The sequence below is a fragment of the Phenylobacterium sp. genome (assembly GCF_035944335.1).
Classification (GTDB): Bacteria; Pseudomonadota; Alphaproteobacteria; order Caulobacterales; family Caulobacteraceae; genus Phenylobacterium.
Map to the genome: position 1 here is coordinate 1 of NZ_DASZBG010000054.1, position 12,744 is coordinate 12,744.

At 70.2% G+C, this 12,744-nt stretch carries 13 protein-coding genes; 3 read left to right on the forward strand and 10 right to left on the reverse strand.

What is annotated here, in order from left to right; genetic code table 11:
• From VGT80_RS09930 to mtnN, 3 genes are all read right to left on the reverse strand, one after another.
• Positions 1–2,235, reverse strand: a 2,235-nt coding sequence (locus VGT80_RS09930) for a helicase-related protein (protein WP_327455304.1), incomplete at its 3' end; no start/stop codon positions are given.
• 65 nt (positions 2,236–2,300) lie between these two features.
• A complete protein-coding gene (cdd, locus tag VGT80_RS09935; protein ID WP_327455306.1) occupies positions 2,301–2,708 on the reverse strand; it encodes a cytidine deaminase in 408 nt (135 codons plus the stop codon).
• 42 nt (positions 2,709–2,750) lie between these two features.
• Positions 2,751–3,506 carry a 5'-methylthioadenosine/S-adenosylhomocysteine nucleosidase gene (gene mtnN, locus VGT80_RS09940; protein WP_327455308.1) on the reverse strand — a complete coding sequence of 252 codons (756 nt, stop codon included), beginning with the start codon at positions 3,504–3,506 and terminating at the stop codon, positions 2,751–2,753.
• Positions 3,507–3,806: 300 nt separating this feature from the next.
• On the opposite strand from mtnN, the gene rpmB reads away from it, so the two are divergent.
• Positions 3,807–4,103: a 50S ribosomal protein L28 gene (rpmB, locus tag VGT80_RS09945; RefSeq protein WP_327455310.1), complete on the forward strand. Its 297-nt coding sequence runs from the start codon at positions 3,807–3,809 to the stop codon at positions 4,101–4,103.
• Between the two features lie 58 nt (positions 4,104–4,161).
• On the opposite strand, the gene VGT80_RS09950 is transcribed toward rpmB, so the two are convergent.
• The 4 genes from VGT80_RS09950 to cobT form a co-directional block, all read right to left on the reverse strand.
• The gene (locus tag VGT80_RS09950; protein ID WP_327455311.1) at positions 4,162–4,428 is read right to left on the reverse strand and encodes a Txe/YoeB family addiction module toxin; all 267 of its coding nucleotides are present in this window, start codon (positions 4,426–4,428) and stop codon (positions 4,162–4,164) included.
• Positions 4,425–4,679 carry a type II toxin-antitoxin system prevent-host-death family antitoxin gene (locus VGT80_RS09955; RefSeq protein WP_327455314.1) on the reverse strand — a complete coding sequence of 85 codons (255 nt, stop codon included), beginning with the start codon at positions 4,677–4,679 and terminating at the stop codon, positions 4,425–4,427. The genes VGT80_RS09950 and VGT80_RS09955 overlap by 4 nt, the downstream gene beginning before the upstream one ends.
• 62 nt (positions 4,680–4,741) lie before the next feature.
• On the reverse strand, positions 4,742–5,500 hold the full coding sequence (locus VGT80_RS09960; protein ID WP_327455316.1) for a dienelactone hydrolase family protein: 759 nt from the start codon (positions 5,498–5,500) through the stop codon (positions 4,742–4,744).
• Positions 5,501–5,533: 33 nt separating this feature from the next.
• Positions 5,534–7,480, reverse strand: coding sequence for a cobaltochelatase subunit CobT (gene cobT, locus VGT80_RS09965; protein WP_327455318.1), 1,947 nt, complete (start codon positions 7,478–7,480; stop codon positions 5,534–5,536).
• Positions 7,481–7,628: 148 nt separating this feature from the next.
• Here cobT and VGT80_RS09970 point away from each other — a divergent pair, with 148 nt between their 5' ends.
• Positions 7,629–7,808 carry a DUF1328 family protein gene (locus tag VGT80_RS09970; RefSeq protein WP_327455320.1) on the forward strand — a complete coding sequence of 60 codons (180 nt, stop codon included), beginning with the start codon at positions 7,629–7,631 and terminating at the stop codon, positions 7,806–7,808.
• Positions 7,809–7,910: 102 nt separating this feature from the next.
• Here the strand turns inward: VGT80_RS09970 and VGT80_RS09975 are convergent, their stop codons facing one another.
• Positions 7,911–9,056 (reverse strand): DUF3089 domain-containing protein, encoded by a 1,146-nt coding sequence (locus VGT80_RS09975; RefSeq protein ID WP_327455322.1) that lies wholly within the window; start codon positions 9,054–9,056, stop codon positions 7,911–7,913.
• Positions 9,057–9,196: 140 nt separating this feature from the next.
• Complete coding sequence (locus VGT80_RS09980) at positions 9,197–11,050, reverse strand: PQQ-binding-like beta-propeller repeat protein (RefSeq protein WP_327455324.1); 1,854 nt, start codon at positions 11,048–11,050, stop codon at positions 9,197–9,199.
• Between the two features lie 189 nt (positions 11,051–11,239).
• Between VGT80_RS09980 and VGT80_RS09985 the strand changes: the two genes are divergently transcribed.
• Positions 11,240–11,680 (forward strand): septal ring lytic transglycosylase RlpA family protein, encoded by a 441-nt coding sequence (locus tag VGT80_RS09985; RefSeq protein WP_327455326.1) that lies wholly within the window; start codon positions 11,240–11,242, stop codon positions 11,678–11,680.
• On the opposite strand, the gene cobS is transcribed toward VGT80_RS09985, so the two are convergent.
• Complete coding sequence (gene cobS, locus VGT80_RS09990) at positions 11,677–12,678, reverse strand: cobaltochelatase subunit CobS (RefSeq protein ID WP_327455328.1); 1,002 nt, start codon at positions 12,676–12,678, stop codon at positions 11,677–11,679. The two genes, VGT80_RS09985 and cobS, sit on opposite strands and share 4 nt — an antisense overlap.
• Between the last annotated feature and the right edge of the window lie 66 nt (positions 12,679–12,744).

Genomic DNA, 12,744 nt, shown 5'->3' on the forward strand with positions numbered 1-12,744 from the left:
CCGCTCCAGTTGCTCCACGGGGACCGCCAGACCGCCCACCGCCAGCAGCCCATGGGCCGAGAGCGCGCGCACGGCGCCGCCTGGCGGCAGGGGTCCTGGGCGGTCGGCGAGCGGTCGCCAGTCCGGCGTCTCGCGCGCCGCGAAGGCCTGGGCGAGTGCGCGCGCCTGGGGCTTCAGCAAGGCCGGCATGAACAGCGAAAACGCCCCCAGCCGCACGCCCAGGCCCCGCAGGGTGCGCCGCTCCACCTGGCTCAGCGCCTTCACCTCGGCGCGCACCTGGCCGCGGTCCAGCACCCCGCCGTTCTCGATCAGCCGATAGGCGAGGCCGCGGGCCAGGCCCTTGATCCGGCCGTCCGCAACCGCGGCTTCCAGCTTGCGCAGGGCGCCGAGCCGTTTGCCGCCTTCGCCGGCCACGAAGGCCCCCAGCCGGTGCGCCGCCCGCTCGCGGGCCGCCGCGTGGCCGAGGTCGCCATAGAGCCGCACGCGCGGCTGGGCGGCCTGTCCGCCGGCCAGCGCGCCCACCGCCTCGCCGCGCCACAGCACCACGCCGTCCGGCGTCAGGGCGAACGCCTCATCCGGCTCAGCGGCGAGCCGGCCCAGCCGGCGCGCGATCTCCGGCCCCAGCGCCTGGCGGGCGGCGGCCCTCAGCGCCTTCTCCTCAAGCACCGTCGCCCCATGCACGGCCTCGAAGCTGACGCCCGCCAGCTTGCCGACATAGTGGCCCTCGACGGTCACCGCCCCGTCGGCGGCGACGCCGGCCAGCAGGTCGTCGCGCACCCGCAGACCCCGCATCAGGGCGCTGGTCCGCCGGTCGACGAAGCGGGCCATCAGCTTCTCGTGCAGGGTGTCCGACAGCCGGTCCTCCAGCCCCCTCGTCTTGCCTTGCCACTCCGCCGGATCGGCCAGCCAGTCGGGCCGGTTGGCCACATAGGCCAGGGTCCGCACGCTCGCCAGGCGGGCGGCCAGCGCATCGATCTCGCCCTCGGTGCGGTCCAGGTGGGCGTACTGCTTGGCGATCCAGTCGTCGGGGATGCGATGGCGCCCGGCGGTCAGGTGGAAGAAGAAGTCCCGGGCCAGCCGCACGTGGTCGTCGGTGGCGACCTTGCGGAAATCCGGCGTCTGGCAGACGTCCCACAGCTTGATCAGGGCTGCGCGGTCGCGGGCGCGCTCCACCACCTCGGGGTCCTCGGCGAGCCTCTTCAGCGTCACCTCGTCCAGCGCCTCGGCCGCCAACCTCAACCCGTCGCGGTTCGGCGGCGCGCTCAAGCCGCGCATCAGGTTGGCGAGCGACGAGAAGTCGATCTGCGGATTGCGCCACTCGGCTCCGGCGATCGGCTGGAAGCGGTGCTCCTCCACCGCCTGCGCCAGGTCGGGGTCCATGTCCTCGCATTCGCCGGTGACGCCGAAGGTCCCGTCGCGCTGGAAGCGGCCGGCGCGGCCGGCGATCTGGCCCACCTCTTGTGGAGTCAGCGCGCGGTTGCGGTGGCCGTCGAACTTGGCGAGGCCCGCGAAGGCCACATGGTCGACGTCCATGTTCAGCCCCATGCCGATGGCGTCGGTGGCCACCAGGAAGTCGACCTCCCCGGACTGGTAGAGCTCGACCTGGGCGTTGCGGGTGCGGGGACTCAAGCTACCCATCACCACCGCCGCCCCGCCTCGCTGGCGGCGGATCAGTTCGGCGATGGCGTAGACCTGGTCGGCGGAGAAGGCGACGACCGCCGAGCGCCGGGGCAGGCGCGTCAGCTTCTTGGGTCCCGAATAGGTCAGGTGCGAGAACCGCTCGCGGGTCACGATCTCGGCGTGCGGCAGCAGCCGGCGCACCAGGGGCGCCATGGTCCCGGCGCCCAGCAGCATGGTCTCCGCCGTCCCGCGCGCATGCAGCAGCCGGTGGGTGAAGATGTGGCCGCGCTCGGCGTCGGCGGCGAGCTGGATCTCGTCCACCGCCAGGAACTCCACCTGGCGCGACAGGGGCATGGCCTCCACCGTGCAGACGAAATACTGCGCCCGGGGCGGGATGATCTTCTCCTCGCCGGTGATCAGGGCCACCGAGCGGGGCCCGCGGGCCTTGGCCACCCGGTCGTAGATCTCGCGGGCCAGGAGCCGCAACGGCAGGCCGATCATGCCCGAGGCGTGGCCCAGCATCCGCTCCACGGCCAGGTGGGTCTTGCCGGTGTTGGTGGGCCCCAGCGCCGCCACGAGCCTCGGCGGCGCCGCCCCGGTGGCCAGGACGCTCATGGATTGAACATGGGGCCCGTCTCAGAGTCGGACAAGCGAGGCCGCAGGTCGCGGCGCGCCGAATGTCAGGACCTGTGCGGCGTCGGATCCAGCCGGAAGCCCATGGGCAGCAATTGCTCGATCGTGCGGCTGTCGGTGCGCCCGTCGGGGGTCAGCGTCACCACCTCGCAACCGGCCTGGGCGAACTCGAAGATCTTCTGCCGGCAGCCGCCGCAGGGCCAGACCAGCTCCGGCAGGTTCGACGACACATAGACCCGGGCGATGGCCTTGTGGCCGGCGCTGACCGCCGCCCCGATCGCCGAGGCCTCCGCGCACCAGCCTTGCGGATAGGCCGCGTTCTCGACGTTGACGCCGTAGTGGACCTCGCCGTCCGGCCCCTCGACCGCGGCGGCCACCTGGACACGGGAATAGGGGGCGTGGGCCCGGTCCAGCAGGGCGCGCAACTGCTCGGCGACGGCGGACGGTACGGTCATGAGAGGGGTGCGTCCCGATGCGAACTCAAGGGACGATGGAGACTAGGGCGCCGTTTCCAGCCCGTCCACGCCGCCTTTCAGGATCGCCAGCAGTTCGCCCACGCACAGCGCCGAGTTCTGCGCCGCCATCAGGGCCATCTGGCCATAGGTCACGTGGCTCTCCGCGCCCGCCAGGTCGGAGAGGGTGCGGATCACGTAAAGGGGCCGGTCCCAGGCTTCGGCCACCTGGTGGATCGCGCCCGACTCCATGTCGATGGCGTCGGCGCCAAAGCGGGCGTGCAGCTCGTCGCGGGTCTCCGCGCAGTTCAGGAAATAGTCGGCGGTCACGACGCCGCCGCGCCGCACCGGATGGCCGAGCTTGTCGGCCACCGCCGCCTGCAGCCGCGCCAAGGCGGCCGCCACCTCCGGCCGCACCGCCGGCAGGGCCGTCAGCTCCGGCGCCCCGATCGGGATCTGGCCCGAGGCCGTCGGGGTGAACCGCCGGCCCGCCACCACGCCGTAGTCGTGGATCGCCAGCCGCTGCGCCAACAGCACCGAGCCCACCGGCAGGTCGGGGCTCAGGCCCCCCGCCACGCCCGAGCAGATCAGCGCCTTCACCTCGAACAGGGCCAGGAGCAGGGTGGCCGCGGCCGCCGCATTGACCTTGCCGATGCCCATCTGCGCCAGCACCAGGGCCTCGCCGTCGTGGGTCCCGCGCCAGACCCGGGTCGGCCCGTGGATCTCCGGCTTCGGGTCGAGCCGCAGGCGGGCCCGCAGGGCGGCCAGCTCTTCGGGGGTGGCGCACAGGATGCCGTACATGCCGCGATCCTAGCCCGACCACCACATTCGAAGGAACGCGGGCGCAACAAAGCATGACCGAATCACTGACTCGGCGCGATTCGGCTTTTGTTCACCGCAACATATTGTATCTGAAAGCCAATCGGCCACAACCGCGAGGCTCGAAGCGACCGCCGGCGAAGGTCGGCGCCGCTTCCGCGTCCGGCTGGGCGACCAAGAGAGAGCCCGGCCTCGCCTTGACGCGGAGGCGGGCCTTCCTCTATATCGCCCGCTCCCGCGGGTCTGGACCCGCTGTCCCAATTTCCGCGAAGGTCTTTCGCTATGTCGCGCCGTTGCGAACTCACGGGTGTCGGGCCGCTGGTCGGCCACAACGTGAGTCACTCGAACATCAAGACCAAGCGCCGCTTCCTGCCGGCGCTGTCGCCCGCCAGCCTGCAGTCCGACGCGCTGGGCCAGACCTTCCGTCTGCGCATCACCAATGCGGCCCTGCGCACGCTCGACTTCCGCGGCGGCCTCGACCCCTTCCTGCTGAAGGCCAGCGACGAGGACCTTTCCCCGCGCGCGCTGAAGATCAAGCGCCAGCTGAAGGCCAAGCTCGCCGAGCAACCGGCGGCTTAAGCAGCTTCACGCGGTCGTTCCGAAGAGGCCGCCCTCATGGGCGGCCTTTTTCATGTCGTCAGTAGTGGAAGCGGCACTGGGCGATCTCCAGTTGCTGGGCCGCCCCCTTGCCGCTCACCCGATAGACGAGCCGGTCCTCCAGGGTGATCCGGCGCGACCACCACCCTTGCAAGTCCCCACGCAGCGGCTCCGGCTTTCCGACGCCCTTGAACGGCGAGCGCATGCACTCGCGGATCAGGGTGTTCAGCCGCTCCAAGGTGGTGGGATCCGTCGCCTGCCAATGGAGGTAATCCTCCCAGGCGGGGTCGGCGAAGACCAGCTTCATGCCTCGATCAGGTCGTGTTCCGATCCGCCGTCGGCCTCCAATTGCCGGATCGCCTCGGTCAGGCGGTGGGCGTTGGCCGGCTGAGACATCAGGTGGAGAGTCTCCTCCATGGCGTTCCAGTCGGCGAGCGAGACCATCACCACCGCCTCACCCCGCTTGCGCGTGACGACGACAGGCGTGCGGTCCTCCACGACCTGATCCATCACGTCCTTCAGGCGGGCGCGCGTGTCAGAATAGTTGAGCACCTTCATGCGGAGCCTCCACCCGGCAATATGTACATAAAATTGTACGATTGCAAGGCGAAGCCTCGCAACTAAGCCGTCGCCTTTTCCTTCAGCGCCCCGTCGAACAGCGCGATCAGCTCGCGCCAGTGACGCTCGGCGGCCTGCGGGTTGTGCACCGCCATGTCGGTGGGCACCCAGCCGTGCTTGGCGCCCTTCCAGATCGAGACCTCGGCGTCGACGCCCGCCGCCTTCAGCGCCGCCGCCAGCCGGTCGCACTGCTCGGGCGGGAAGCCGCTGTCCTCGTCGGCCCCGGCGATCAGGAGTTTCGCCTTGATGGCCGGCGCCAGGCGGTGCGGGCTCTTCTCGTCGTCGGTGGCCATGTTGCCGCCGTGGAAGCTGGCCGCCGCGGCGATCCGGTCGGGGAAGGTCCCGGCCGCCCGCAGCGCGATGCCGCCGCCCATGCAATAGCCCGTCACACCCACCTTGTCGGCGGCCGCGCGCGGCTGGCTGTCGAGGAAGTCCAGGCAGGCCTTGGTGTCTGTCATCTGCCGCCCCGCGCCCGTCGAGCCGCGCAGTTTCTGGAACAGGGCGACCGCCTCCGGATCGCCCGCCCGAGCGGCCTTGATGTCCGGCGGATCGTAGGGTCCGGCCCGCCAGAACAGGTCCGGCAGCAGCACATAGTAGCCGGCCTTGGCCAGCCGCTCGCCCATCTCGAACAGGGCCGGCCGGATCGCCGGCGCGTCCATGAACATGATCGCCGCGGGCCAGGGCCCCTGTCCTGCGTCCGGTGTGAAGACGAAGGCGCGCATGTCTCCGTCGGGCGTGGGGATGGTCACGTCTTGCCGCATGATCGCTCCTAAGTTCCTCCCTTGAGCGGGGGGTCAGGCCACCGCCCGGCGCACTTCCTTGAAGGTCGAGCGGCGCATGGAGGGTTTTGGCCCCTCGGTGTTCGGCGGCGGCTGCAGCAGACCGGCCGAGCGGCGCGTCATCCGCTCCGGCTCCTCGTTGAACAGTTCGGCCAGCTGGTCGGTGATGGCGCCGGCCAGCTGCTCCACGTCGACGATGGTCACCGCGCGGCGATAGTAGCGGGTCACGTCGTGGCCGATGCCGATGGCGATCAGCTGCACGGGGCTGCGCCCCTCCACCTCGGCGATCACCTCGCGCAGGTGGCGCTCCAGATAGTGGCCGGAGTTCACGCTGAGCGTCGAATCGTCCACCGGCGCCCCGTCGGAGATCACCATCAGGATGCGCCGCTGCTCGGGCCGGCCGATCAGCCGCTGGTGCGCCCACATCAGGGCCTCGCCGTCGATGTTCTCCTTGAGCAGCCCCTCGCGCATCATCAGGCCGAGGTTGCGCCGCGCGCGCCGCCAGGGCGCATCGGCGGCCTTGTAGATGATGTGGCGCAGGTCGTTCAGCCGGCCGGGCTGCGGCGGCTTGCCGGCCTTCAGCCAGTCCTCGCGCGCCTGGCCGCCCTTCCAGGCCCGGGTGGTGAAGCCCAGGATCTCGGTCTTGACGCCGCAGCGCTCGAGCGTCCTGGCCAGGATGTCGGCGCAGACCGCGGCCACCATGATCGGCCGGCCCCGCATGGAGCCGGAATTGTCGATCAATATGGTCACCACCGTGTCGCGGAACTCGGTGTCGGCCTCTTCCTTGAAGCTGAGCGGCGCGGTGGGGTCGGTGATCACCCGCGTCAGGCGCGCCACGTCCAGCACGCCTTCCTCCAGGTCGAAGCTCCAGGTGCGGTTCTGCTGGGCCAGCAGCTTGCGCTGCAGCCGGTTGGCCAGCCGCGACACGACATTCGACAGGCTCGCCAGCTGCTGGTCGAGGTAGGCCCGAAGCCTCGTCAGTTCCTCGGCGTGGCACAGCTCCTCGGCCGCCACGATCTCGTCGTGGGCGGTGGTGAAGACCTTGTAGGTGACGACCTTGCCCTCGCCGGTGAACTCCGGCCGGGCCGGCTGTTCGCCATCGCCCATGTCCGGCGGCTCGTCGCTCTCCTGGGCGTCGGGGTCCTCGTCGGCCTGCATCATCTGGCTGTCGGCGTCCTCGCTCTCGCGATGGCTCGCCTCGTCCTCGTCCAGGGCGCTCTGCTGCGGGGACTGGCCCTCGCCGTCGCCGTCCTCGTTCTGGTCCGAGGCGTCGGGATCGCCCTCTTCGCCCTCGTCCGACTCGTCGGACTGGTCGGGGGCGTCGGAGAGATCGTCGCCCATCTTCAGGTCGCGCAGGATGGCGCGTGCGATCCGCGAATAGGCCTTCTGGTCCTCGACCGAGGCGGCCAGCCGGTCGAGGTCGGCGCCGGCCTTGGCCTCCACCTCGTCGCGGAACAGCTCGATCACCGGCTGGGCCATGGCCGGCGGCTTCTCGCCGGTCAGCCGTTCGCGCACCATCAGGCCCACCACGTCGGCCAGCGGCGGATTGGCCAGCGCCTCGATCTGGTTGAACGCGCGCTTGGCCCAGGACTGCTCGATCACCGCCGCAAGGTTCAGGCGCACCCCGCCCAGGGCATTGGCGCCGATCGCCTCGATGCGCGCGGTTTCGATGGCGTCATAGATCGGCGCCCCGCCCGCCGAGGCAGGCCGGCCCTTGGCGTGGACGCCCTCGTCGTGGTGCGCCAGGCGCAGCGCCATCTGGTCGGCGAGGCCGCGGATCCGCGCCGCGTCGATCGGCGTCAGGTCCCTGGGCGGATGCGGCAGCACCGCGCGCTTGCCCGACAGCTGGGGCCCCTCGCCGGAATAGACGATCTCCAGGTCGGGCGTCTCGGCCAGCGAGCGCGCGGCATTGGCCAGCGCGCGCTTGAAGGGCTCCAGGGGGCTTTCGGGGTTCTTGGCCATCTCGGGGTCCGTCTTAGATCAGCACGGCCGCTCGGTGAAACAAGCTTTCTGCGCGAAGCACACGAACCGGTGAGGCCAGGAACAGGCTTGGCCGGGGCGGCGTTAGGGCGCGGAGGTCTGAAGGGCCTCTGAGTTGAAGGAGAGCGACATGCTCAAGTGGGCTCTGATCTTTGCGGTGGTGGCCCTCATCGCCGGCGGTCTCGGCTTCGGCGGCGTCGCCGGCGCGGCGGCCGGCATCGCGAAGATCCTGTTCTTCCTGTTCCTGGTGGGCTTCCTGGTCTTCCTGGTCCTCGGCTTCATGGCCGGACGCAAGGTGGCCGGCGACTAGCCGACCTGCCGTCTGACAATGCAGACGCCCGCCCCGGCTCCACCGCGGCGGGCGTTCTGTTGGGACAACCCCTCCCCGCAAGGGGGAGAGGGCTCTTCGCCCCTACTTCTTCCCCTTCGCGAGATAGGCCTTCGACTCCTCGCCGACGATGGTCACCAGATTGCCCATGGCCAGGTTGGCGTCGATCAGGTGCAGGCCCCAGGCGGGGTTCACCTGGCCGTTCTGGACCACGTCGCCCACGATGTCGTCGGCGCGCGGGTCGGCCGGATCGGCGTTCACATGCACCTCGAGATAGGAGAAGCCGTTCTTCTCCACGCACTGGCCGGTGAGCAGGCCGGGCACGGACACGAAGGGCGTCTTGGGGTTCGGCTGGCCCTTCACCCACGGCTGCTGCTGGGCGGCGGAGTTGGCGATCTGGGTGTTCGACATATAGGCGTGGAAGACGCCCTTGCCGCCCGCCGCCAGGTTCGCCGGGTTGGTGCAGGCCGCGATGCGCCCACCCTCCGCCTTGCCGAACAGGCTGTTGGCCGGCGGCGGGACGGTGTCGCGGAAGCTCGCATAGGCGATGACGCAGCCGGTCTGGCGGCTCTGGCGACAAAGGGGAATATGCTGGAAAAGCCCGGTGTCCTTGCCCGCGTCCACCGGCAGCCGGGTGCCCATCAGGATCGCCGAGACCAGCTTCTTCTGCACCGGCTTGCCGTCGATCTCGTTCTTGATCACCTGGGTCAGCACGCCCGAGCCCTGGGAGTGACCGACCAGCACCACGCCGCGCCCGTGGTTGTCGTGCGCCAGGTAGTAGTTCCAGGCGTCGACCACGTCGTCATAGCCGAGCTTGCGCCACTTGGGATCGCTCTGGCCGGGCAGGGGCTTGCCGCCCATGCCGGCCCGCAGGGCGGTCAGGGTCACCTGGCGGTACAGGGGCGCGAACAGCCGGCACTTGGCGCCGAGCCTGGCGAACTGCACCTTCACCACGTTCACTTCCTCGGGGCCGGGGTTCATGTCCGACACCACGCCCGGGTCGTTCGACACCGTCGGATAGACGTAGAAACAGTCGATCGGCGCCCTCGGGTCGGCCTTGAAGTGCTCGACGCTCTCCTTGCCACTCGCCTGCACCACGGTGGTCGTCAGGTCATAGCCGCAGGCGTTGCCATCGGTCTTGCCCGGCCGGCACAGCCAGGCGGCGTCCTTGGAATAGTCGTTCTTCGGCGTGTCCTGCGCACTCGCGCCGCTGGCGGCGGCCAGCGTCATTCCGGCGCTCAAGGCAAGCGCGGCCAATGTCTTCTGAAGCATGGATCCCCCCTGGAAATTCTCTAGTCAGCTATGCCCGCAGGATCGCGCGCGGCCGCCGGACGGTCCAGCTATTTTGCGGCATCCAGGGGAGAGCGACCTCACCGTCCATCCACCGAAAACGCGATCAGCAGGTTCCGCGCTCCGGCGCTGCCGTTGTAGCCGGAGTGCAGGAAGACCATCCCGCCGGCCACCGTCGGCCCGCCCATGGCCAGCGACCCGCCGGGCGCCTGCTTGACCCCATTGACGGTGTCGAGCGGCGTGGTCGCGTCGTACTCCCAGAGCAGCTTTCCGTCCGTCGAGAACGCCCGCAGCCGTCCGTCCTCGGCGCCCACGAACACTGCGCCCGGGATCGCCGTCGCCGCCTGGGCGAAGCCCGGCTGGCAGCGGCCGGAGGGTACGTTGCAGGCGAGGCCCTTGGGACTCTCGAACCGCCAGAGCTCCGCTCCCGTCGCCAGGTCCAGCGCCACCAGGCCGGGGCGCCCGCGCGACGGCGGATCGGCCAGCGGCGCATAGAGCACCTTGCCGTCGGTCGCCGTGCCCCATTCCACCCCGCCGCTGGCGCTGCCGCTGCCGAGCTTCGGCGTCGCCCAGACAGTGCGCCCGGTGTCGGGATCCATGGCGTAGACGATCGAGGACTTGTTGCCGGTGACCACCAGGTCGCGCCCGCCCGCATGCACCAGCATCGGCGAGGACCCGAAATCGTAATCCGGCCCCCGCGTCCCCAGCGGCCCGTTCACCGTCCCCGTCACATAGTTGTCGGCCGCCAGCACCTGATTGGCCCAGCGCACCTTGCCGGTGGCGAGATCCATGGCGATCACCGCGTCCGACGTCGGGTGCGGAACCTCGGTATAGCTGTCGCCGCTCGCCACATAGAGCTGGCCGCGCTTGCCATCGATGGTCGGCGCGCTCCACAGCGCCCCGCCGGCCGGCCCGTACATCTGGGTCCCCGCCGCGTTCTTGCGCGTCGGATGGGCCTGCTCGTCCAGGATCGTCCGGCTCCACTTCAGCTTGCCTGTGATCGCGTCCACGGCGGCGACCGTCCCGATGAAGGTGCAGCAGCCGTAGGCCCCGACGTTGCCCTGGCTCTCCTCCGAGGCTGACAGCGGCACATAGAGCACGTCCTTGTAGAGCGCCGGCGAGCCGGTGATCCGGCCCACCGGATGGTCGCCCACCTTGGTCTCCCAGATGGGCTTGCCGGACGCCGCGTCCAGCGCCCGCATCACCATCCGGTCGTCACCGAGATAAACCGCCCAGCCGGAGGCCGCCCTCGCATTGCGCCCCACGCTCATGGAGGCGCGCGCTCCGCCGTGGAAGTCGAAGCGCCAGTGGACGCAGCCGGTGGCCGCATCCAGCGCATAAAGCTTGCCGGCCATGGAGGCGGCGTAGACGCGGCCCGCGAACACCATCGGCTCGCTGTTCTTGGTGCCCGGATAGGCGAAGGCCCACTTGGGCTTCAGACGGCCGAGGTCGGCGGCCTTCAGGCCGGGCTCCGGCTGGTAGCGGCTGTTGGCCAGGTCGCGGCCCCAGCCGGTCCACCACGGCCCGCGGGGGCTCAGCGGCGCATGACCGCGACAAGGGTTCGGGTCGGGTCCCGCCGCCACGTTCGGCGTCGGCGACTTGCCGGTGACGAAGCGCACCACGCCATAGAGCTCAGCCTCCGAGAGCCCCTGCGCCATCGGCTTCATCGCCCCACCGGTGAGTGCGTCATAGACCTCTTCCGGCCCGCGCCCGGCCAGCTGCTGGCGGGTCGGCGCGCGGCCGACCGCGGGCTCGTGGCACTGCGCGCAGCGGGCCTTGAAGATCGGCTCCCCGCTCACCGGATAGAGCCCAGCCGAGTTCTCCGGCGGCACCACATAGCCGGGCTTCGGCGTCGCTGCGGGCTGCGCAAGCGCCGCGCCGGCCAGCGCCGCCAAAGCTCCCGCCGCCAGCGCGGCCGCCGCGATTCTGCGCATCCTCAGCACCCTCCCCAGGTCGGCCGCGTTGTCCGCGGCTCGTCGGCGAACATTGTGCCCGCGCCAGCCCGCCTGTCATCCCGCTTCCGCGCCTCTTGGTTCGCGCGCTGCGCCCGACCGGTTCAAACCCGGGCGCGCGCGCCAGAGCCCCCTCATGGATCGCATCGCGCCATTCGGCGTTGCCGCGGAATGGCGCTCTTCGAACGAACCCGCCGGCTGGCGGCATGGGCCCTCTGCATGGCAGGCCTGACGCCGGCCGCCTCATCGGCTGCGCACACCCACCACCTCGACCGCTCCGGCAAGGCGCAGTCGGGCGTCGCGTCCTACTATCGGCCGACCGCCTCGGGACGAAAGGCGGCGAACGGCAAGCGGCCGCAGCCTGGCCGGCTGACGGCGGCCAGCCGGACGCTGCCGCTCGGGACAAAGGCCAAGGTCGTGAACCGCGACACCGGCAAGTCGGTGAACGTCACCGTCACCGACCGCGGGCCCTTTGCGAAGCATCGGGTGCTGGATGTCTCGCCCAAGGCGGCCCAGCATCTGGGCATGACCCACGAGGGCACGGCGTCGGTAAAGATCCAGCCGCTGAAGCTTCCAGCCGGCAAGGGCGAGGGCGGCAAGACGGGCGGCTAGGCCACCCGCACGCGGGCCGTCGATTCCGGCAGGTCCGTGCCGAAGGCGCGCTGGAAGAACTCGGCCACCGTGCCGCGCTCCAGCTCGTCGCACTTGTTCAGGAAGGTCATCCTAAAGCCCAGCGCGATGTCGCCGCCGAAGATCTCGGCGTTCTGGGCCCAGGTGATCACCGTGCGCGGGCTCATCACCGTGGAGATGTCGCCGTTCATGAAGGCGTTGCGGGTCATGTCGGCCACGCGGACCATGGCGTTGATCGTCCGGCGGCCCTCGGCGGTGTTGTAGGTCGGCGCCTTGGCCAGCACGATCTCGGCTTCCACGTCGTGGCTCAGGTAGTTCAGCGTGGTGACGATCGACCAGCGGTCCATCTGGCCTTGGTTGATCTGCTGGGTGCCGTGATAGAGCCCCGTGGTGTCGCCGAGCCCGATCGTATTGGTCGTGGAGAACAGCCGGAACAGCGTGTTCGGCCGGATCACCCGGTTCTGGTCCAGCAGGGTCAGCTTGCCCTGCGCCTCAAGCACCCGCTGGATCACGAACATCACGTCCGGACGGCCGGCGTCGTATTCGTCGAACACCAGCGCGATCGGCCGCTGGATCGCCCAGGGCAGCATGCCTTCGCGGAATTCGGTGACCTGCTTGCCTTCCTTCAGGACGATGGCGTCCTTGCCGACGAGGTCGATGCGGCTGACGTGGCTGTCCAGGTTCACCCGCACCAGCGGCCAGTTCAGCCGCGCGGCCACCTGCTCGATGTGGGTCGATTTGCCGGTGCCGTGGTAGCCTTGCACCATCACGCGGCGGTTGTGGGCGAAGCCGGCGCAGATCGCTCGCGTCGTCTCGGGATCGAACTTGTAGGCCTCGTCGATGTCCGGCACGTGCGGGTCGCGCGTGGTGAACGCCGGGACCTGCATGTCGAAGTCCACGTCGAACGTCTCGCGGGCGTTGACCGTGTGGTCCGGCGTCAGGGCCAGAAGGGCGTCGTCGTTGGTGTCGATAACAGTCATGGCGCGGATCGATTACAGTCTCGGGCTAGCCGTGGCAAACGGCTGTTACAGAAGCCGCCGCGCATG

Bases quoted from the DNA above. Each gene is read 5' to 3' on its own strand.
- cdd (WP_327455306.1), bottom strand. From the start codon at position 2,708: ATGACCGTACCGTCCGCCGTCGCCGAGCAGTTGCGCGCCCTGCTGGAC.
- mtnN (WP_327455308.1), bottom strand. From the start codon at position 3,506: ATGTACGGCATCCTGTGCGCCACCCCCGAAGAGCTGGCCGCCCTGCGG.
- rpmB (WP_327455310.1), top strand. From the start codon at position 3,807: ATGTCGCGCCGTTGCGAACTCACGGGTGTCGGGCCGCTGGTCGGCCAC.
- VGT80_RS09950 (WP_327455311.1), bottom strand. From the start codon at position 4,428: ATGAAGCTGGTCTTCGCCGACCCCGCCTGGGAGGATTACCTCCATTGG.
- VGT80_RS09955 (WP_327455314.1), bottom strand. From the start codon at position 4,679: ATGAAGGTGCTCAACTATTCTGACACGCGCGCCCGCCTGAAGGACGTG.
- VGT80_RS09960 (WP_327455316.1), bottom strand. From the start codon at position 5,500: ATGCGGCAAGACGTGACCATCCCCACGCCCGACGGAGACATGCGCGCC.
- cobT (WP_327455318.1), bottom strand. From the start codon at position 7,480: ATGGCCAAGAACCCCGAAAGCCCCCTGGAGCCCTTCAAGCGCGCGCTG.
- VGT80_RS09970 (WP_327455320.1), top strand. From the start codon at position 7,629: ATGCTCAAGTGGGCTCTGATCTTTGCGGTGGTGGCCCTCATCGCCGGC.
- VGT80_RS09975 (WP_327455322.1), bottom strand. From the start codon at position 9,056: ATGACGCTGGCCGCCGCCAGCGGCGCGAGTGCGCAGGACACGCCGAAG.
- VGT80_RS09980 (WP_327455324.1), bottom strand. From the start codon at position 11,050: ATGCGCAGAATCGCGGCGGCCGCGCTGGCGGCGGGAGCTTTGGCGGCG.
- VGT80_RS09985 (WP_327455326.1), top strand. From the start codon at position 11,240: ATGGCGCTCTTCGAACGAACCCGCCGGCTGGCGGCATGGGCCCTCTGC.
- cobS (WP_327455328.1), bottom strand. From the start codon at position 12,678: ATGACTGTTATCGACACCAACGACGACGCCCTTCTGGCCCTGACGCCG.